19 protein-coding genes, 1 rRNA gene and 1 riboswitch are annotated in these 20725 nt (G+C 46.9%); of the genes, 14 read left to right on the top strand and 6 right to left on the bottom strand.

Annotated features, from left to right (window positions below):
- Positions 1 to 18 precede the first annotated feature (18 nt).
- The 4 genes from rrf to ACR8BL_RS12080 all read left to right on the top strand — a co-directional run bounded on the left by rrf (position 19) and on the right by ACR8BL_RS12080 (position 2430).
- Positions 19 to 135 (top strand): 5S ribosomal RNA (gene rrf, locus ACR8BL_RS12095).
- 243 nt (positions 136 to 378) lie between these two features.
- On the top strand, positions 379 to 1002 hold the full coding sequence (locus ACR8BL_RS12090) for a deoxynucleoside kinase (protein WP_434752834.1): 624 nt from the start codon (positions 379 to 381) through the stop codon (positions 1000 to 1002).
- The gene (locus ACR8BL_RS12085; protein WP_434752833.1) at positions 999 to 1655 is read left to right on the top strand and encodes a deoxynucleoside kinase; all 657 of its coding nucleotides are present in this window, start codon (positions 999 to 1001) and stop codon (positions 1653 to 1655) included. The genes ACR8BL_RS12090 and ACR8BL_RS12085 overlap by 4 nt, the downstream gene beginning before the upstream one ends.
- Before the next feature lie 292 nt (positions 1656 to 1947).
- A complete protein-coding gene (locus tag ACR8BL_RS12080) occupies positions 1948 to 2430 on the top strand; it encodes a hypothetical protein (RefSeq protein WP_434752832.1) in 483 nt (160 codons plus the stop codon).
- A gap of 100 nt (positions 2431 to 2530) precedes the next feature.
- Here ACR8BL_RS12080 and ACR8BL_RS12075 read toward each other — a convergent pair whose 3' ends face one another.
- On the bottom strand, positions 2531 to 3274 hold the full coding sequence (locus tag ACR8BL_RS12075; protein ID WP_434752831.1) for a MerR family transcriptional regulator: 744 nt from the start codon (positions 3272 to 3274) through the stop codon (positions 2531 to 2533).
- Between the two features lie 320 nt (positions 3275 to 3594).
- On the opposite strand from ACR8BL_RS12075, the gene ACR8BL_RS12070 reads away from it, so the two are divergent.
- A complete protein-coding gene (locus ACR8BL_RS12070) occupies positions 3595 to 4782 on the top strand; it encodes an MFS transporter (RefSeq protein WP_434753102.1) in 1188 nt (395 codons plus the stop codon).
- A gap of 127 nt (positions 4783 to 4909) precedes the next feature.
- Here ACR8BL_RS12070 and ACR8BL_RS12065 read toward each other — a convergent pair whose 3' ends face one another.
- From ACR8BL_RS12065 to thiM, 4 genes are all read right to left on the bottom strand, one after another.
- Positions 4910 to 5353 carry an Lrp/AsnC family transcriptional regulator gene (locus ACR8BL_RS12065; protein ID WP_434752830.1) on the bottom strand — a complete coding sequence of 148 codons (444 nt, stop codon included), beginning with the start codon at positions 5351 to 5353 and terminating at the stop codon, positions 4910 to 4912.
- Positions 5354 to 5683: 330 nt separating this feature from the next.
- Positions 5684 to 6349, bottom strand: coding sequence for a thiamine phosphate synthase (gene thiE, locus ACR8BL_RS12060; RefSeq protein WP_434752829.1), 666 nt, complete (start codon positions 6347 to 6349; stop codon positions 5684 to 5686).
- Positions 6349 to 7161 (bottom strand): bifunctional hydroxymethylpyrimidine kinase/phosphomethylpyrimidine kinase, encoded by an 813-nt coding sequence (gene thiD / locus ACR8BL_RS12055; RefSeq protein WP_434752828.1) that lies wholly within the window; start codon positions 7159 to 7161, stop codon positions 6349 to 6351. Before thiD ends, thiE begins: the two co-directional genes overlap by 1 nt.
- Entirely contained in the window at positions 7158 to 7970 is an 813-nt protein-coding gene (thiM, locus tag ACR8BL_RS12050; protein ID WP_434752827.1) for a hydroxyethylthiazole kinase, read from the bottom strand. Before thiM ends, thiD begins: the two co-directional genes overlap by 4 nt.
- 264 nt (positions 7971 to 8234) lie before the next feature.
- A riboswitch (TPP riboswitch) is annotated at positions 8235 to 8337 on the bottom strand.
- Between the two features lie 227 nt (positions 8338 to 8564).
- On the opposite strand from thiM, the gene ACR8BL_RS12045 reads away from it, so the two are divergent.
- The 6 genes from ACR8BL_RS12045 to ACR8BL_RS12020 all read left to right on the top strand — a co-directional run bounded on the left by ACR8BL_RS12045 (position 8565) and on the right by ACR8BL_RS12020 (position 15315).
- On the top strand, positions 8565 to 9446 hold the full coding sequence (locus tag ACR8BL_RS12045) for a radical SAM/SPASM domain-containing protein (protein ID WP_434752826.1): 882 nt from the start codon (positions 8565 to 8567) through the stop codon (positions 9444 to 9446).
- Between the two features lie 369 nt (positions 9447 to 9815).
- Positions 9816 to 10484 carry a pectate lyase gene (locus ACR8BL_RS12040; RefSeq protein WP_090917372.1) on the top strand — a complete coding sequence of 223 codons (669 nt, stop codon included), beginning with the start codon at positions 9816 to 9818 and terminating at the stop codon, positions 10482 to 10484.
- Positions 10485 to 10805: 321 nt separating this feature from the next.
- On the top strand, positions 10806 to 12287 hold the full coding sequence (locus ACR8BL_RS12035; RefSeq protein WP_434752825.1) for an ATP-binding protein: 1482 nt from the start codon (positions 10806 to 10808) through the stop codon (positions 12285 to 12287).
- The gene (locus tag ACR8BL_RS12030; protein WP_434752824.1) at positions 12280 to 12972 is read left to right on the top strand and encodes a response regulator transcription factor; all 693 of its coding nucleotides are present in this window, start codon (positions 12280 to 12282) and stop codon (positions 12970 to 12972) included. Before ACR8BL_RS12035 ends, ACR8BL_RS12030 begins: the two co-directional genes overlap by 8 nt.
- A 120-nt stretch (positions 12973 to 13092) precedes the next feature.
- Positions 13093 to 14604 carry an S-layer homology domain-containing protein gene (locus tag ACR8BL_RS12025; RefSeq protein ID WP_434752823.1) on the top strand — a complete coding sequence of 504 codons (1512 nt, stop codon included), beginning with the start codon at positions 13093 to 13095 and terminating at the stop codon, positions 14602 to 14604.
- A gap of 9 nt (positions 14605 to 14613) precedes the next feature.
- Positions 14614 to 15315, top strand: a complete 702-nt coding sequence (locus ACR8BL_RS12020; RefSeq protein ID WP_434752822.1) for an ankyrin repeat domain-containing protein — start codon at positions 14614 to 14616, stop codon at positions 15313 to 15315.
- Positions 15316 to 15482: 167 nt separating this feature from the next.
- Here ACR8BL_RS12020 and ACR8BL_RS12015 read toward each other — a convergent pair whose 3' ends face one another.
- Entirely contained in the window at positions 15483 to 16445 is a 963-nt protein-coding gene (locus ACR8BL_RS12015; RefSeq protein WP_434752821.1) for a copper amine oxidase N-terminal domain-containing protein, read from the bottom strand.
- Positions 16446 to 16760: 315 nt separating this feature from the next.
- Here ACR8BL_RS12015 and ACR8BL_RS12010 point away from each other — a divergent pair, with 315 nt between their 5' ends.
- The 3 genes from ACR8BL_RS12010 to ACR8BL_RS12000 all read left to right on the top strand — a co-directional run bounded on the left by ACR8BL_RS12010 (position 16761) and on the right by ACR8BL_RS12000 (position 20688).
- A complete protein-coding gene (locus ACR8BL_RS12010; protein ID WP_434752820.1) occupies positions 16761 to 19055 on the top strand; it encodes a PQQ-binding-like beta-propeller repeat protein in 2295 nt (764 codons plus the stop codon).
- 143 nt (positions 19056 to 19198) lie between these two features.
- The gene (locus ACR8BL_RS12005; protein WP_434752819.1) at positions 19199 to 20020 is read left to right on the top strand and encodes a methionine ABC transporter ATP-binding protein; all 822 of its coding nucleotides are present in this window, start codon (positions 19199 to 19201) and stop codon (positions 20018 to 20020) included.
- Positions 20017 to 20688, top strand: coding sequence for a methionine ABC transporter permease (locus tag ACR8BL_RS12000; RefSeq protein ID WP_434752818.1), 672 nt, complete (start codon positions 20017 to 20019; stop codon positions 20686 to 20688). The genes ACR8BL_RS12005 and ACR8BL_RS12000 overlap by 4 nt, the downstream gene beginning before the upstream one ends.
- The last annotated feature ends 37 nt before the right edge of the window (positions 20689 to 20725 follow it).

Raw genomic sequence — 20725 nt, 5'->3', positions numbered from 1 at the left:
ATGCTTCGACCAATCGCGTTTGGTGGCGATGGCGGAGGGGTTCCACACGTACCCATCCCGAACACGACCGTTAAGCCCTCTAGCGCCGATGGTACTTGGACCGCAGGGTCCTGGGAGAGTAGGACGCCGCCAAGCAAATTAAAGACACACTTGATGAAAATCAGGTGTGTCTTTTTGTTTAGACGCATAAGTATAAGTCAGTATAGACTAAGTAAGAAATGGTTTCAGTTATGACACGAAGCAAGTATGGCTAATCATGTCGATTTGCCTTGTTTTATACATAAAATACTGCCTTTCCAATGCGCCAAGCTGTGATACAATAGGTGAGGTCTATATAGAAACGGAACACGCATATGTACGAGGAGGAACAGTAACACCATGAAATCAGCCCCGTTTATAGCCGTTGAAGGTCCGATTGGAGCAGGGAAAACAACGTTAGCTACGATGCTTTCTCAGGAATTGAACCTTCCGCTGGTTAAAGAAATTGTCGAGGAGAACCCATTTTTGGCCTCTTTTTATCAGGATATTGACGAGTGGAGTTTTCAACTCGAAATGTTTTTTTTGTGCAACCGGTTTAAGCAGTTGGAAGACACCGGCGCACACTTTATTAAGCAGAATAGCCCGGTCGTTTCGGATTACCATATCTATAAAAATATGATTTTCGCTGAACGTACTTTAAAAGGAACGAAGCGGGACAAATACCGCCAAATCTATCATTTGTTAACGGATGACCTGCCCAAACCCAATCTGGTGCTTTATATTGAAGCTGGGCTGGATACATTGATGTACCGAATTAATAAACGCGGACGCTCCTTTGAACAAGATATGGACCCTGCTTATATGGAACAGTTGATTGCTGACTACAAAACGGGCATGGAGTATTTGGCCAATGGGGTAAATCCGCCGATCATTCTCAAGATTGATGCGGAGCAGCTTGATTTCGTGGAACATCCTGAGCACTTCAAGCAGATCGTTAAACAAGTAAAGGAGCTTATGATATGAATAACTATGGCATTCCGGCGAATGCATTAATTACAGTAGCAGGAACGGTAGGAGTGGGGAAATCCACACTAACAGCAGCGCTCGCGGAGCGTTTGAATTTCAAAACTTCTCTGGAGCAGGTTGACCATAACCCGTACTTGGAAAAGTTTTATCATGATTTTGAGCGCTGGAGTTTTCATCTGCAAATCTATTTCCTCGCTGAACGTTTTAAAGAGCAGAAAAAGATTTTTGAAATGGGTGGCGGTTTTGTACAGGATCGCTCCATCTATGAGGATACAGGTATCTTTGCACAGATGCATGCGGATCAGGGTACGATGTCTGCCACCGATTTTGAGACCTATAGCAGCTTGTTTGAAGCGATGGTCATGACGCCCTATTTTCCACATCCGGATGTTCTGATCTATCTGGAAGGCAGTCTGCCATCGATTCTGAACCGGATTACGGAACGTGGACGTGAGATGGAGATTCAGACAGATCGCTCGTATTGGGAACATATGCATGAGCGCTATTCCGTATGGATCGACCAGTTCACTGCATGTCCTGTACTGCGTCTGAACATAGACGAATATGATGTACATGACCCGGCTTCGGTCGATGCCATTTTGAAGCAGATTGCGGCTGTTATACAGCCTTCCAAAGAAGCTCAGGTATAATTCATTATATTGATCCTCTGTAAGGTAAGGATAGGGGGAAAAGGACATCTCTTTTACAGTGATTGAGGCTGTGGAAGGGGTGTTTTTTTACATAAAGGGATTCAAAATTGAAGGGGTTAGATGATGGAGATATACAATAATGAAGGATTTAGATGAGAGGCTGAATTCGGATATGTATGGATATAGGTATAAAAATACAGAAAATTGTTGAAATTTGAAGTTTTTTGTGGTTTTATAGGAAAGGTGAAATCTGGAAATATAGTATAAGCATGACTTAGGAGGGAAAGACATCGTGGAAGAGAAGCAAGGAATTAAGATTGGAATGCCGATTATCGGTGGATTGATTGCTGCCATACTGGGAGGTGTGGTATGGGCTGCGGTTGCAGCCATGACGGAGTATGAGGTTGGACTTATTGCAATATTGGTTGGTGTGCTTTGCGGGTACGCTGTCGTGTTGTTCTCGAACAAACAAATCGCAACGGTGCATAAAATTATTGCTGTTGTGTTCGCACTGGTGGGCATTTTGCTCGGTAAATACTTGACAGTGGTTTATTTTACGTCGGAGCTGTTTACGGATGTGAGTATGCTGAAATTGGTGTTTGATGGAGAAATGATTAGTGCGTTTACGGAAACGATTAAGGAATATTTCAGCGAGCCAACAGATTGGTTGTTCATCGCACTCGCGATTGTATCGGCTTGGCAAATTCCAGGCCGGATGGCGAAAACAAGTATGGCATCAGAAGCATCAGCCTCAGATCAAGCACCAAGAGCGTAAGTTTAGATTAGAAGTTAAAAGAGGACGTAACGCCCGAGGGGCGTTGCGTCCTCTTGGCTGTAGGAAGGGGGTACTCAGCGCTGCAAGTGCAGGTGTTATCTTATATTCGGGTGTCAGTAAATGCAGCCATGGCATTAGCCATGAATTGTGTGAGCCCTTCACCAAACTGATCGATATTCTGCGTGAAACGTTCATCATCCACATACATCTGACCAAGTGCTTTGAAGGCTTCTGGAGAATAGCTACCGATTTGATTCAGAGTCATGTACCACTGTTTAATCTCGGCTTGTGCTTCAGCAGATTCGGGCGCTGTGTGGCGAAGTGCTGCCAATCTTCTGAAAATATCATTCATCTGATTAGACAGTTCTTTTTGTTTGTCATCTGGCTGATGAATCAGTTTCTGGTTTGCCTCATTAACAGCATGATCGCCCCAGCGTTGACGGGCTTCCTGTTCGAACGGATTCTGACTAAAATCAAAACCCTGAAATTGTTCTTTAGGGGTCATCTTAATCTCTCCTTTTAGGTGCAATACGGTTTTATCGATGGTTGCAATCATTTGATCCAGACGCTGGCGTTTTTCCAGCAAAATGAGCTTGTGCATATGCAGTGCTTCCTCCGCGTTGAAGGCGGGATCATCTATAATGTTTTTGATTTCTTTCAGCGATAAGCCGAGCTCTTTGAAAAATATAATCTGCTGTAATCGCTCCAGATTGGCATCGGAATACATTCGATATCCGGCAGAAGTGGTCTCGTCCGGGACAAGCAATCCAATCTCGTCATAGTGATGCAGTGCGCGCACACTGATCGAAGCGAGTTCGGAGACTTCTTTTACTTTCATGGCCATGAGTGAACCCTCCTTACACCATGAATTGTACAATGTCACGTTACGTGAGAGTCAACAGGTTATTTTATGATTAGTAGAGTAGTTTACCATTTGGTGAGAATGAGCATGCAAAGTTATTTTTTATTAAATTCATGCGAACATTAAAATTAAAAGTAAACCTTCTGAAAAAAGAGGTTTTCCTTTGTAATAAAGTTCCACTGCCTTTAATGCTGTATGCAAACAGAGTGCTTATTTCTGTAAGCTTATCAAAGATAGGAATTAAACATATGACCTGTCTAAAATACAGAACAAAGGAGTAGAATTTTGTGATTTCGAATGGAATGGTTCCTACCAAAGGTGACACATTTGTTAAAAAAGAAAGCCTCCCATGGGCAGCTCTACTGGCCTTAGCTATGGCAGGATTTATCTGCATCCTTACAGAAAGTCTTCCTGCTGGACTACTCCCCCAGATTGCGAATGATCTTGGCGTAACGCAGGCGCTAGCCGGACAACTGGTTACATTATATGCAGTGGGCTCCCTACTTGATGCCATACCGTTGACCACGGCAACACGAGGCTGGAGACGAAGACCGCTTTTGCTACTCTGTATCGCAGGTTTTCTGGTATTTAACACGGTAACAGCTCTATCTTCGGTGTATGTTATAACGTTAATCGCACGATTCTGTGCAGGAGTAGCAGCGGGAGTGCTCTGGGGAATGACTGCAGGGTATGCACGCCGTATGGTGCCTGAGTCATTAAAAGGAAAGGCCATGGCCGTCGCTATGGTCGGCACACCTTTGGCATTGGCGCTCGGGGTTCCGATAGGAACATTTTTCGTAACGTATGCAGGCTGGCGCCTGATCTTTGGAACAGTATCCTTATTGACGCTAGCTCTCATCGCATGGGTGCTCTGGAAAGTTCCAGATTATGAGGGAGAACCGAGACAGGAACAACTCCCATTGCGTAAAATCTTATTCATCCCTGGGGTTCGTCCCATTCTGTTTGTTGTCCTTACCTGGGTGTTAGCTCACAATATTTTATATACCTACATTTCTCCTTTCCTGGCCGACACATCACTGGCCGACAGGGTAGACCTGATTTTGCTAATATTCGGCGCGACTTCAGTGGTTGGCATCTGGATCATTGGGCTGCTGATTGATCGTTACATGAGAATATTGGTTTTATCAAGCATCGCCATATTTGCCCTTGCCTCAGCAGCAATGGGTATCTGGATAGATCAGCCGGTTGTCATCATTGCAGGTGTTATCGCATGGGGAATGACCTTTGGCGGAGCAGCGACATTGCTCCAGACAGCCATTGCACATGCAGGAGGCCAAAGCGCGGATATCGCTCAATCGATGCTGGTAACCGCCTGGAATCTCGGAATCGGAGCGGGAGGAATGGTTGGGGCTATCCTGCTTCATTGGACGGGAGCCAGATCCCTAACTGGTTCATTGATTCTTTTGCTGCTAATTGCCCTTCTTGTTGCGTTATCTGCCCAAAAACATGGATTTCCCAAAGTAGGCTGAAAGCGGATATTCAGATCCGACATGATTAGTTGTTAGGGGTTCCTTCTAGAACGGCTCCTGCTTTATATGAAAGACTGCCTGAAACAGGAACAGATTATTGGGCAGTCTTTAAATGGGTATGTACTGCTCAGATGGGTGGATGATTTTCTTCAATCAAGTTTTTATGAGCAATAGGCGAAGACATCGTGATAAGTGTGGTGTAGGTTCCATATTTGTCACATCGATCTCCAAACGCTTCTAAGTCCGCGATAGAATCTGTCATGACTTTCAATAAATAGTTATGTTCTCCGCTTACGCGATAACATTCTACAACTTCAGGCGAAGAATGGCAGAAATCAAGGAAAGCAGTACATTCTCTAGTATGAAAAAGTAGATAGGATGTACTTAGTTTTCCTAATTTTTGCGGATTAATGACGGTACGATACTCCTCAATAACACCACTTTCTTCGAGTCGTTTTACACGTTCCGTAACGGCTGGCTGTGAGAGTCCCACCAACTTTCCTAATTCGGTCATGGACAATCTGGCTTGGTTTTCCATATGAAACAGGATGTTTCTATCGATCTGATCCAATTTAGCACTTCCTTTTATGGTGTAGGTGACTAGGGGGAAATTACTAATATACTAAACACACTTACATTGAATAATCAAGGGTGTATACCTTAGAGAGAGAGTATGATGAAATTCCAGGTGTGAAATGAGGAGAGGGTGGGGGAAAGTATAGGCTGTGGCATGAGGGGGATACGGGAGAGAGCAGGGAATACAAAGAGGTGCAAAGAGATATGAAATGAAGCAAAAGAATAGAAGAGGATACAAGAGAGCAAAAGTATCCAGAAGAGTAAAGAAGGATGCGGGCCTGCAAGGCTGCATCCTTCTTCATGGGGTGGTGCTTAGGGAGCGTGGCTATGCCTGCTCCCTAAGCGTGATCGCAGCGAGCTGCACAGCTGCTGCGCACACATCGGCCGCACCCGCGATGGCGGAGATGACGGCTACGCCGTCGGCTCCAGCCGCCATCACGGCGGCCGCGGTATCGGGCGTAATGCCGCCGATACCAACTACCGGAACTGCGATGCCTGCGGCGCGCAGTTCCGCAACCCCGGCGGGGCCCAGCACAGCGTGGGCATCCGCTTTGGAGCGCGTCGGGTACATCGGCCCGACGCCAAGATAGTCTGCGCCCGCCTGCACCGCACGGCGGGCTTCAAGGGCGGAGTGGGCGGATACGCCAAGCATCCGCCCTTCGCCGATGCGGGCGCGTACCAGCGCCGCGTCCGCATCGTCCTGGCCGACGTGTACACCGTCGGCCTCTACGGCCACAGCCAGCTCCACATCATCGTTCACGATGAACGGTATCCCGTGCTGGCTGCACACCTCGCGAAGCCGCAACGCAAGCGTTATGCGGGCTTCGCCTGTCAGGGCACCAGTTCCCTTCTCGCGGAACTGGAACAGCGTGATGCCGCCAGTGATCGCCTGGCGGAGCACCTCCACAGGGTCACGCGTCGTATTGACGCTGCCCATCACCAGATACAACTGCATCGTGCGGCGCACAGCTTCCGTATCCCAGCTACGCATCAGCGTTCACCTCGCTGTCTGCGCTGGTACGCAAAGTGATTCGTGGGCCCGTGCCCGGCCCCGATTCCCAGCTCATCTTCTATGGCTGCCTGAATGAAGGCTCGCGCGATCGTAACGGCAGCCAGAACAGGGGAACCCTTCGCGAGTTCAGCGGTAATCGCAGCAGAGAATGTGCAGCCGGTTCCGTGTGTATGACGTGTCATTACCCGAAGGTTCTCCAAATAATGAAAGGAATGCCCGTCATACAGGACATCGACAACCATACCGCTTCCCGTATCATGTCCGCCTTTAACCAAGGCATACGTTGTGCCCATCTGCACCAATTGCTTGGCGGCTTCCTCTCGCTCGCTCAGGTTCCGAATAGACATTCCGGTGAGCAGTTCGGCTTCCGGGATGTTAGGTGTTGTAAGCAACGCATGGGGGAGCAGATCCTGAATGAGTGCTTGCACTGCCTCTTGCTGTAGCAGAGGCGCACCGCCTTTGGCAACCATCACCGGATCAATCACCAGATTAGACCAGCCGTATTGCTGCGACTTTGCCGCAACAAGACGAATAATCTCGGCACTATACAGCATACCTGTCTTGACTGCATGAGGCTGAAAGTCGGCTCCCGTTGAATCAAGCTGCTGGGCAATGCCGGCGTAATCAATCGGAAACACACCTTGAACCCCGGTTGTGTTCTGTGCGGCAATTGCTGTAATGACCGTCATTCCGTACACACCAAGTTCCTGAAAGGTTTTGAGATCTGCCTGGATTCCGGCTCCCCCGCCGTTGTCAGACCCGGCAATGGTTAACGCTTGAGCAATGTTCATCGTACACCTCCACGAATCTGACGGATTTGTGCATGCTCTGATAACATTGAAGGTGTCACCTGCGCCAGTTGATTTAACAGTTCAATCTGGAAGTTGCCTGGCCCCTGATGAGCCGTTCGTACTGCAGCCTGTTCAGCGGCTACACCGTAGTAAGATGTCGCCTCGACCACACTGTTCAGCATATCTTGCCCCGGCTTGGCAATTGCAGCAAAAGCGCCAATCACTGAGCTGAGCAGGCAGCCTGCACCGGTGACTTGAGTGAGCAGAGCATGTCCATTGCTTGTGAGGAAGGTATGATACCCGTCTGTAATAATATCGTACTGGCCTGTAATGACCACAATACAGCCAAGTTGCTGCGCTGCCCGTTCCGCGATGCCAATCCGGTCACCCTCCCCCGCTCCGGCATCTACACCTTTGATATTCCATGGTACACCGATGACATGAGCGACTTCGGCGACATTGCCTCTTAATACGGTAAGACGAAGCTCACGAACCAGCATCTGTATCGTATCCGTGCGATATGCTGTGGCTCCTGCACCAACAGGATCAAGTACAACAGGCACATGATATGCATTGGCCGATTGTCCGGCCAGGCGTATAGATTGAACGACCCTCTCATCTAGTGTGCCGATGTTCAGAACCACCGCTCCAGCCATGCGAGCGACGTCAGCGACTTCTTCATGGGCGTAGGCCATAAAAGGAGAGGCACCGAGGGCAAGCAGACCATTCGCCGTAAAAGGGGCAACCACGAGATTGGTAATATTATGAACCAAAGGATTGAGTGATCGTACACGTTCAAGATAAGACATCGTCATTTCCTCCTTGATTTAAAATGATCTTGATGGTGATGAGAGTGAATCACACTCAGATATCGACAAGAAGAGCATTTGGCATCATGCTCAAAATAACTGCTTTCTTCTCACGGGATGACAGAGATTTTATATTCAGAACATTTGAATCCCATCCACATCGCCAAAACACAAAAAAGCCCCACCCATTTCCGGAGAAATGAGCAGAGCTATACGTTTGAACTGAAGTTGAACCCCATCAAGGATAGAGATCATCCACTGCCAATAAAAGCCGCTCCACTTCCCTCCGCTGGTATAATCCAGATCAGGTTCAAAGGGTCCGAATCGTTGTATTCGTCTCAGCCGCAAGGCTCCCCTAGTGCAAATGTAAAAGATATGCAGTTATGTCCTCAGCATATATCCATCTTGGATTAATGTAAATAGGGAGGGGAGTTGAGCTTGAAATGGAGATGAAAATATACTGGACTTTGTATACATCCTCGGATTACGATTTACCTTGGCTCGTTAACCCGATATAATGGGGATTGGCTCATATGGCCGTACTACGAATGAGGGCAGGACACTTGTTCCTCCCGGCAGAATGGGGACCCTGAGTTGAAAACGTTCAAGAAAGTATATATTGAAATTACAAGCATCTGTAATCTGGCATGCAGCTTTTGCCCACAAACGAAGCGAGCCAAAGGATTCATCGACCCTGAAGTCTTTAATAATATATTGGATCAGATCAAACCACACACGAAACATATCTACCTGCATGTCAAAGGGGAACCGCTGCTTCATCCCAAAATTGACCTTCTGCTGGATATGGCTCATGCTAAGGGATTTAAAGTAAACATTACGACCAACGGTACGCTGCTGCCGAAGACACAGCATAAATTATTGGGTAAACCTGCACTGAGACAGATGAATTTCTCGCTGCACAGCTTTGACGGTCATGAAGGTTCTACGGATCGCGACGGATATTTACGTAACATTTTGTCTTTTGTTCGTGAAGCCGTGAAACATAACGTCATTGTCTCGTTCCGACTATGGAATCTGACCCAGGATAACTTCACCAATGTTCAGATGAATCGAAATCGGGAGACGCTTGAGGTACTTGAGCATGAATTCAATCTGGACTTTCGGATTGAGGAAAAAGTCCTTCCAGGTAGCGGCGTGAAAATTGCGCCCAACGTATATCTGAATCAGGATCATGAATTCCAGTGGCCAAGTCTGGATGCGCCTGAAGATGATGGCAAAGGTTTTTGCCATGCACTGCGCAGTCAGGCAGCTGTGCTTGTTGATGGAACCGTGGTTCCATGCTGTCTGGATGGAGAAGGTGTCATCAACCTGGGGAACATTCATGAGAAGTCTTTTTCCGATATTGTGGATGGAGAACGTGCAAACAATCTGGTGTACGGTTTTTCCAAACGGGAAGCTGTAGAAGAACTTTGCCGCAAGTGCGGATACCGTCAGCGGTTCGGAGCAGGAGCTTAAGAAGGTGTGGAACATCGTAGGATAAAATCTAACGAAGTAGGACTTGTCTGCTTAAATATAGACAAGACCCTATATAGCCCTATTGTCTGCCATCAGACGATAGGGTCTTTTTTTGATGAAATTGGACGGTAAATGCAGCATATCACGAGTTAATATCGGTACATATCAAAGGAGTTATGTTCAATGAACAAGGCATTGTTATCCGAAATTATGATAAAAAATGTAAATCTGATCTCAAGATTATTCCTGTAATCTTCCATTTTTTGTAGGATGAGGACAGGTTCCGAGCGGTGTATTCTTCTGCGGTTCCGTGAGACAAGCCAGCATGCTTGGAGACAAATTTACTCATATTAAGGGAGGATGTTCATGATGAAAAAAATGTTAACGCTGTTGTTGTCCGCCGGTCTGGTCGCTTCCATATTTGGTGTTATGCCCGCTGCGGCTGCACCGACAGTTGTAAACTCAACGATTGTTGTACCTAAGGGCACGACGTACGACGGACAGGGGAAAACTTTTGTTGCCAATCCATCCACTTTGGGTGACGGTTCTCAAGCAGAGAATCAGAAGCCGGTCTTCCGGCTGGAAGCAGGCGCTACACTGAAAAATGTCATCATTGGTGCGCCAGCAGCAGACGGTGTGCATTGTTATGGTAACTGTAATATCTCCAATGTTGTCTGGCAGGATGTAGGCGAGGATGCGTTAACGCTGAAATCGTCAGGAACGGTGAATATTACAGGTGGTGCAGCATACAAAGCGTACGATAAAGTGTTCCAGATGAATGCTTCGGGTACGATTAATATCAAAAACTTCAGAGCAGACGATATCGGCAAGCTGGTGCGGCAAAATGGAGGAACGTCCTATGCAGTTAACATGACGCTTGATAATTCCAACATATCCAATGTCAAAGATTCCATTATGCGTACAGACAGCAGCAGTACCCAAGGCCGAATTACGAATACACGTTATTCCAAAGTGCCAACACTCTTCAAAGGATTCGCTTCGGGTAAAACAAGCCAGTCCGGTAATACGCAGTATTAAACTACACCGGACAAATGCTCCAAATCATGTGAAGTGGACGCGCTAACGGAGGTGTAACTGTCGTAAAATAGTCGCAAAAATCAAAAATCTAATCATTCATGGATTTAACTATTCATCGTTTTAATAAGCATGTTGCTTATATAATTAAGTCATATGCACCATACAGGGTGAAGCAGAGGATATGCTGCTTCACCCTGTTTTTTTTATGCTCATAGCCATACGACAACATTTAGCCAATTTGATTTGCATATGGGCAACAGGAAGCATCTTGTGATAACATGTGCACTAACTGTACCAATCGCATGTTAAGAGGGGATATCCATGTCAATTCGCATCAAAATGCTGCTTTCGTTTACAGGTATGCTTGTCATCAGCCTCCTGTTTATTTTGCTTACAGCGAGTCTGTACACTATTGCGGCAACAGGGGATTTGCAAAGTTTTCGAGATATATACAAAGTACATTACCAGATCAATCCACTGACGGAACAGGGAGAGACGATCTTTCAAGAGATGAAGTTTATGGCAAAAAGTAATCCGGACGAGCTGCAGGACAAGGTATTGCTCCGTGAATTTGATATGAAGCTTCGAGCCGAGAAATCCGGGCTCTACGTCAGACGTGAGGATCGTCCGATCTTTGAATCACGGACGTTCCATCAACCCGGACTCGGACAGGCTCTGCCTGCGTATGATCTGAACAACAACCAGATTCGAAGCACGTTTAATATCAGTGAGCGTTTCTATGCGTATGCCAAGTTTGATTTTCAATATTCAGATGGAGAGCGGGGCAGTATCTTTGTTATTCGGGAGAGAAGTCCCTTTGCAGAGCTGACCCGCAAGCTGTTACCTGTGATGTCTCTTTTGTTGATTGGTGTTCTGGTCATCGCTAACCTGCTTTTGTTCCGCTGGATCACACGCAGTTTCATTCAACCGTTGCATCAGCTGCGAAGTTCGGCTGAACAGATCAAAAACGGTAATTTGTCTTTCAAGCTTGAACTGGCCTCCAATGACGAAGTTGGACAGCTTAGTGAGGCATTTGAGAGTATGCGGAATCAGTTGCAACGATCCAATGAGCTGCGACAGCAAGATGAGATTAACCGCAGAGAGCTGATCTCCAACATCTCGCATGATCTTCGCACGCCGATTACTAACATTAAGGGATACATTGAGGGGATTCGGGATGGGGTAGCGAACACACCGGAGAAGATGGACACTTACGTCAACATTATTCATTCCAAAGCAGTTAGCATGGATAAACTGGTGGACGAATTGTTTCTATACTCCAAACTGGATCTGAACCAGGAACCCTTTGTGTTTAATCCAATAGATCTGGTTGATTTTATAGAGGATAGCATTGAGGAATTGCGATATGATCTGGAGGATAAGGGCGTATCATTGGATTGGCATAACCGAGCCTCAGGCTCTGTGGTGTCTGCTGTTGATCTCGATAAATTGCAACGCACAGTGGTTAACATCGTAGAGAATGCACTGAAATACATGAATGATGACGACAAACGACTCCGCATTATTCTTGAAGCCGATCAAGAGTGGAGTACCATTACATTTGAGGATAATGGGAAAGGCATATCAGAGGAAGATCTGCCTCATATATTTGAGCGTTTCTACCGAGCCGAGCAGTCACGCAACTCGTCTACGGGCGGAAGCGGTCTTGGACTGGCCATTGCCCACCAGATTGTAGCTGGACATGGTGGTTTAATCTGGGCAGAAAGCAAGCTGGGTGAGGGTACAAGCATCCATATTCAATTGAAACGCCTCACAGAAGAAAGGGGGGAAAGCCATGACTGATATTCTGATCATTGAGGATGAAACGACCATTGCGGAACTGGAGCGGGACTATTTTGAACTCCACGGATTTACGGTAGAGCTGTGTCATAACGGGGATGAAGGTTTGCGCCGTGCTCTGGACGAGAACTATCGACTTGTCATCGTAGATTTGATGCTTCCAGGTATGGACGGTTTCGAATTATGCAGGCTCATTCGTGAGGAGAAGGAAGTACCGATCCTTGTTGTATCCGCAAAAAAAGAGGAGATCGATAAAATCCGCACGTTTAATCTCGGTGTCGACGATTTTATTACCAAACCGTTCAGCCCAAGCGAGCTGGTCGCAAGAGCCAAGGCTCATCTAACCCGGTATGAGAGATTGCTTGGCAAGAGCAAACCTGCCGAACAGGATGAGATCCACATTCGGGGACTTCACATCGACAAGGGATCACGCCGTGTATTTATGAACGGAGAAGAGGTGGGTATCACCAACAAAGAGTTTGATCTGCTTGTATTTTTGGCAAGTCATCCGAACCGTGTATTCAGCAAATCTGATCTGTTCGAACGGATCTGGGGCATGGAATCGAATGGCGATATTGCGACGGTGACGGTGCATGTTCGTAAGCTGCGCGGGAAACTGGAGAGTGATCCGAAACATCCCGAATACATCGAAACGGTCTGGGGTGCGGGTTATCGTTTCACCATATAAATTTAGAGAAAGATTCGACGCAGTTTATATTTTGTTAATATATTTGTCCTCAGGAGTTTCTTTTTATCCCCTACGCTATAGATAGATGCAACAACTACCTATAGAGGGGAAGAACATTTCATGAATCTTACAGCTCGTAAACTAGTAGCACTATTAACCATAACCGCAATGGGAACAGCTACACTCCCATTCCCAACACCTCAAGCTCAGGCAGCTGGTTTCACAACTTCGATGTCCGCTACAGCGACACAGCTTACTAATCAACAGGTGCAGGCGGCCATCAAAGAACTGAACCGTCTGGGGATCATGAATGGATATAGCGATCAATCGATGGGGGAGCTTCGGGCGATTACACGTGCAGAGTTAGCTTCATTGATTTATAGAACATTTGATTTGCAGAGCAAGACAAGAGACATTGTAGCAACGATAACGGATGTCCAGGATAATGCTTGGTATGCACCTTATGCTCTGAAGGCGGTGGAGATGGGGATCATGCAGTCCGAAGATGGAGAGTTTCATCCTCAACGTCTGGTAACCGATGCGGAGCTGGAAGAGGTCGTATCTAAAGCATTAAAACGTGATGTGAAGTCTGTACATCATTGGATGAGTGCGTTCTATGAAAAAACGGGCTCTGTGACACGGGGTGAAACCGCAGTGTTGCTGCAAAAGGCGTATCAAGCCATTCCTTCGGATCAAGCTCGCATTGAGAGTATCCAACCGTTGAATAACATGACACTTGTGATCACCTTTGACAAGCCGCTTACGGCAGAAGATGAAGTGTTTGCCAAATCTCGAACAGACTTTGCATTCAGTGGGGGTGTGACCCTGACCAATATGCCTCGTTTGAAAACAGGCTCTGTTGCTACATACATCGTGCCAACATCCGTTCAACAAGCTGGAGAAGCCTACACCCTTACATATAAAGGGCAAAATTCTGGTTCATTCAAAGGCAGTGACGTTAAAGTGAATATGACTCAAGTGCGCCAAGTCACGAATGATACCTTTGAGATTGAAGCCTTAAAGGAAAAAGGTGTGGTGGATTACGGTTATATCATTTCGGCATACAGTGCTGGCCGGGGGGCTAATGCCTTTATTCTAAACGATCAGGAGCAGGCAGACGGCAAAACATATCAGATTATTTCGTCCATGCAGGCAAGACAAGTGATCATTACGCCGGAAAATGGAGAGCCGATTATTGCCAAGTATGTTCCGTTTACTCAATCGACGGATGGCAGACAAGAACCCAAATTCCGATTGCCAGAAGGCCAGATTCTGAAACCAGGGGTATCTTATACCGTGACTTCCGAGTGGGCTAATATCGAACATGCTTCGTTTACGGCGAAATCATTTGAATCATTAGTCGTTGAGCATGCCAAAGTTGCAAGTGAAACTGCCATTGAGGTGACACTTGCACAAGATCCGGGAGATGAACTATTCGCTGGACGGAGTGTTACCCTTACAGCACCAGATGGGCAGGTTCTGACAGCTACGTATAAATATTCGAGCCGTAAAGGCGCTACAGGTGTATTTGATCTCACGAATGGAGAAAAGCTGATTTCTGGCACATTCTATACGCTGAACCCGGTTGGTGATTGGAGTGTTGCATCATCGGTAACGGTGGTACAGCAGTAAGGAGGGCTCATGAACAAATCCTTGATGCTGATCATTCTAATCAGCAGTGTGTTATTCGTTCAAGGCTGTAATCTTAACGAAAAAAGTACCTCAAAGGAGGGAAGCGGTATGGCTTCACTAAATCAACAGTTACTCAGTGCAGCTGAAGCAAAAGATACCGAGGGTATTGTAAAGCTCCTTCAGGAGGGAGCCGATGTTCATGCTCAGGATCAGAGTGGGAGAACGGCTCTGATGATTGCGACATATAATCAGGATACCGCATCTGTGCAAAAGCTGATTGAAGCAGGTGCAGATGTTAACCAGCAGGATGATATGTTGAATAGTCCGTTTTTATATGCGGGTGCTGAAGGGTATTTGGATATTTTGAAACTGACTATTCAGGCAGGAGCGGACCCTTCCATCACAAACCGTTATGGGGGAACAGCACTCATCCCCGCTTCCGAGCATGGATATGTCGATGTGGTTCGGGAACTGTTAACCCAAACTTCGGTGGATGTCAACCATGTGAATCGATTAGGATGGACAGCATTGCTGGAAGCGATCATTCTAAATGATGGCAATGAACGGCAGCAGCAGACTATTGAATTACTCATCCATCACGGGGCTGATGTTAATCTGGCTGATGGCGATGGTGTATCTCCTCTCCGTCATGCCAAAGCAAAAGGTTTTAAGGAGATCGAAGCTATTTTGTTGCAAGCAGGTGCAAAATAGTGACACATTATTACTGTAGAGTAAACGGGCATCTGCCGAGGTAGTAACTGGACAACAACGAAAACGGGATGAGAGTAGCTTTTGTTATCTCATCCCGTTTTTTTTGTTATTGCGATATGTTTAGTGCAAGCCTCTCTTTATTCAACCTATCTTTACTTCCAAACGAACTACTTCTCCTCAGGCACTTCAACCATAACCTTGCCTTTGGCTGGAGCAACAGAGCCGCTTGCAAGTGAGCCCTTCTTGTTCATCATCTCATAGGCGGTTTCTTCCAGCATGAGGGAGTATTTGAAGGATACGAGTGTTTTACCACCGACAGAAGGACAGGTTCCTGCTTCGGCAACGGGCTTGGTTTTAATAAAGAACAAATCACCAATCGTTCCGGCTTGTTTACCCAGATTTGCCTGCCATTTCAGCATGGCATTGCCGTTTGTAATTGTATAATAGCTGACCAGATCATTATCTTCAATCACGAAGAAGCGGTCCTTTTGGCCTTGTTCAAAAATATAAGCTGTTGATGAATCTACTGGCCCGAGCGGATTTTTCACCTGTAGGCGTGGTTGGCCGAAACTTGAAAGCCGCGGCAGCTGCAACGCTGCTTCACGGGCTGCCTTCAAATCGGAACCGTTGTAATCCTTCACTACGGAAGCATTGGTGGTGTAAATATAAGCTTCCTTGGCAGCCTGATTCCAGCGTACTTGTGCGCCAAACGTTTCACCAATGGCACGAAGTGGCAGCATTGCTTTTCCTTTTACCAGAATAGGAGCCGAGGACAGGGTGGCATTCTGTCCATTCTTTTTCATTGTTTTACTATTGGGTGTCAGCACGAAGTGGTCATTACCCGTTTTGATACTGATTTGTTTGCTCTTATTATCATAACCGAAGGTATAATCTCCGAGAAATTGCAGTTCGGTCAGGGCAATGTACGTGACACCTTGGCGGATGACCACATCGTATTCAGAAGGCATATTGTTAATGTAGGCCGTAGGTTTCGTTGTAGCAGCTGCTTCAGCTATCGTAGGCGTGAACAGTGCAGGAGCTGTTCCTGCGGTCAGAATGGAGGCGGCCAGCAGCATCTTCCATTTTTTTTGCTTCCATCGTGCGTTGTGTGATTGTGTTTTGTTTTTCATGATCATTCTCCTTTCAAGTCACTAGACGGATCAGTGATCCCAAAAGTTGCATATTAATGGAACATCCATAAGATATTAACCTAATTATTGTATATTAAACTGCTAAGGTAGGGCATATAATGGAACGAAAAGAATATCATTTTTCCAAAATACGTTTGGGAAACAGGTAACTTTTTGAAAGACAGAGCGTCTTATATGGAAATAACTTCTATTGGGGGATGAATGCGTGTGAAAAAGGGGCCTGAACGAAACATATGGGGTTATACTCGATGCGTTACCTTGACAGGAATCACCGTGCTGTTGCTAACAGGGTGTGTGACAGGAGAGCCACAGGCAAATGCTTATGGCGGACAAGCTCAGACTTCAAAGCAACAGACGCTGGAACAGAAATTTCAGTTTCAAATTCCAGACGCAAATTCAACCATATCCATGTTATCCCAGCCTCTGACTCCGACTCCGATCTCCTCGCAACAGGCTTCCGTCAATATCCCCTACAAAAAGGGAGAACGAGTAACATTGAGAGAAGGCTTGCCGCTTTTTAGTGTAAGGAAGGATAGCCGCATCTCTGCGGATCAAATGAAGATCACACATCTTACGATACCATCGGAAAAGTATACTCTGGCTGCGGTTCAAGGGGAGTGGGTGCAGGTCAAGACCAAGGAGCATGACAGCTACTGGCTTCCTGGCTGGTATGCACTCAAACAGAGTAACATCGTGACGGAGACTGACCCCCGCACGTTCACGATCAAAACCGGTGGCAAGCTGTATCTTACTCCAGATAGTACTGTTACATGGCCTTCCAATGAGGCTCTATCGGAACAGGCACTCATTGTGTCGGAATGGAAGGATTGGTATGGTGTTTCTATTGCACCGCGCATCTGGAGTAGGGAGTCGACAGGTTATCACCATGTAATACTCTGGATCAAGAAAAAAGATATCGCGAGTCAAACTCCTGTTCCGGATGGATGGTTTGCAAGTGAATCATCGTTGCCAGCCTCGTTGCTCCGCCATTTGGTAGATACAAAGCTGGATCAGACAACGACCGCCAGACAGGCCGTCAATTGGTTAGGGGAGCCGGACTGGAAGGAACAATCCAGAAATATGAATGAAACCGGAGATCCGATGCGGATTGGACAGACGTGGAGGTATGAACGGAACGATGCACAGTTGTTGTTAACGTTTGATAAAAATATTAAGCTGACCGAGATTCGCTGGAATCTGCTAGCGGATCAACAGAATGAGGCTGCTAGCGGAAGCTACAGTCGTTTGGATCGATTTGTTTATACTACGCAAGTTGCTGCGGGCAAGTTTATCCTGCAAACGCTACCATGGAAACCTGAATGGGTGAATCAGGGGGACTTAAACTACACCTTTTTGCAAGCTGGCACAGAGGATGTACTCCTGATGAAGGGGGATGATGGCGGCTTTAGCGGTATACACTATGATGATTCCTTCTACGCACTGGATCGACATACAGGGAAAATGCTCTGGAGAGTGCATGCAGGATTTGGCCCTGCTCAAGCCATTTTAAATACGAATCGGGATGCCGTTACGCTATTCACAAGTTATGACACGGATCGCAAACAATATCTGGATCGTGTGCGCCATATCAACCTGAATGACGGAAAGCTTCTATGGGAATATAAACCTGAGGGACATGTACGGTTGAACGGCATCAAGGGTGCTCAAAATGTAGTGATTGTAGACACCCCGGCGGCTGAAGGCTCCAGTAATGGGTGGATTCACGTGCTGAATAGTTCAAACGGTAAACGGTTGTGGAGCAAAAAGTTAACGACAAGGTATCAATTGCTTAATCGAAGTGCTGACGAACCTTATGTTCTGTATCAGGAGAAAAATCAGCTTGTTGCCGCAGATCCTTTAACGGGACGCACGGTTTGGCAGGTTGAATCTGAAGCATCCACGATAGATCATATCGAGAATGATCCCTATTTTGACGGCATCCATCGTTATGATCCGTTTGCCTCAGCACCCCTTCAACGCTGGATGTTGCTGGATGACCAGTGGGTGCTGCTGGATCTGACTTCTGGTAAGAAACGATCTCTAATTCCTGCACGTATAGGTCAGCAAATAGAAGTGCTGAATGATGGTAAGGTGCTGATTCGTCAGAATCAAAAAGGAAATATGTACGGTGATTACGACGAATATACAACCTCCTTATTTGATCCAGGTTCAGGAAAAATCCACTGGACGGTTAATGCGAAAATTGAACGCGGGCTTCTAGAGGCAGATCAACTGTATGTCATTAGAAACGGATATCCTGCCTCTGTCGATTACCGAAACGGAGAGACAAGGTGGGATGCCAAGGAGTCTGTTGGAGCAAACCAATATTCGATCAATCAGGGCAGTTACCTCATTATCGGGGATCGTTTGCTGCTTCCGCGAAATGAAGACTTGCTTGTGCTGGATAAAAAGGATGGTACTCTGCTAGGGCGTGTGCATGATGTAGTCATGGGGACGCCAGAGCATCGGGATCGGGATGCGAAGAATGGCATGATCAACCGGATCAACGATGAAGTGTACGTCGGATCAGCCAACGGACGTTTCCGTGTCTTTCCAGCTGCTCTGTTGGAAGGAGATCTCTCTTTTTAAAAGCTTGTCTGAGCCGCCATGTTGTTTTATTATAAATGAACAGGATTGCTCGCGCTCCGGTTATCGGCTGTGCGGGCTTTCTTCATGTGTCCTTGAAAGATACTTGAGGGAACCATACACGATCATTCACGGGAGGAATCTCCATGATTTCATTATATGGTGTGAGCAAGCGGTTCAACGAGCGCGGTTCCCGTGCTGATCAGGGATTCGAGGCCTTGCGATCCGTCTCGCTTGAAATAGGTAAAGGTGAGATTCATGGCATTATTGGTTCCAGCGGGGCAGGAAAGTCGACATTGCTGCGAATGCTCAACGGTTTGGAGCATCCTGATGACGGAGAAGTTACCGTCAATGGTCAGCATCTAACCGGTATGAACGAGCGAGACTTACGTCAGGCACGCAGGTCCATCGGCATGATATTCCAGCATTTTAATCTGGTCAGCAATCGCACGGTGCTGAGTAATGTGAATATGCCCTTGGAACTGGCGGGGAAATCACGTGTACAGCGGCAAGAGCGAGGGTTAGAAGTGCTGCGATTCGTAGGACTGGAGGACAAGGCGAACCAGTATCCGGCTCAGCTAAGCGGAGGACAGAAGCAGCGAGTTGCCATTGCCAGGGCCCTTGCCAGTCATCCTGCTGTATTGCTCTGCGACGAACCAACATCTTCACTTGATCCGCAGACAACAGGTGGAATATTGGACGTGTTACGCCATGTAAACGAGACGATGGGTGTAACCATTGTTGTTGTTACCCATGAGATGGAAGTGGCTCGTCGATTATGTCACCGTATTACGGTAATGAAGGAGGGGCAGATCGTGCGAACCTTAACTGAATCGGAAGTTCGCAGCATTCCAGTTCCACAGCCGGATATACTCACTTCACTGCTTGCAGACGACACCTTCGGTGGAACAGGAATGGAAACGGGAACGACAGCCCAGCGTCTGGTCGAACGGGAGGACAAGCGATGATGTTACCTGAGTCCGTGCTTAAATACCAGCACGAAATCTGGCAAGCCATCGGGGAGACGTTTGTGATGGTGTGGATCTCCATTGCAGCGGCAGTGCTGGTTGGATTGCCTCTCGGTACACTATTGTACCTGTTCCGCAGAGGGCAACGATACCAGAATCGAGCTTTGTTTACGGTACTGGGCAGTCTTGTGAATATCATTCGCTCCTTTCCATTCCTTTTGCTGGTTGTATTCATGATCCCATTTACTCGGTTGGTAGTAGGTACATCGATCGGTACACTCGCTGCAACGGTGCCTCTGTCGGTCATTGCTATCGCTTATTATGCCCGGCTGGTTGAGCAGGCTCTGCTTGATGTGCCCAAAGGTGTAATTGAGGCGGCCTCTTCTATGGGGGCTTCAACGGTGCAACTTGTCGTTAAATTCCTGTATGTGGAGGCACGATCCAGTCTTGTGCTCGGACTTACTACAGCAACGATCAGTTTTGTTTCCTATTCCACGGTAATGGGGATCGTCGGCGGTGGTGGTGTTGGTGATTTTGCCATTCGCTACGGTTATCAACGCTTCGAAACGGAAATTATGATATTTACCATTATCATCATGATTGTGCTGGTGCAACTGATTCAATTTACGGGTAGTCAACTGTCTCGCTGGTTGGATCGCAGATCGTGAAGACATTAGCAGGGTATAGGAGAGTAATGAATCGCCA

This window comes from Paenibacillus amylolyticus, assembly GCF_051136285.1.
Taxonomy (GTDB): Bacteria; Bacillota; Bacilli; order Paenibacillales; family Paenibacillaceae; genus Paenibacillus; species Paenibacillus amylolyticus_F.
This window is presented reverse-complemented; position numbering and strand designations above follow the sequence as displayed.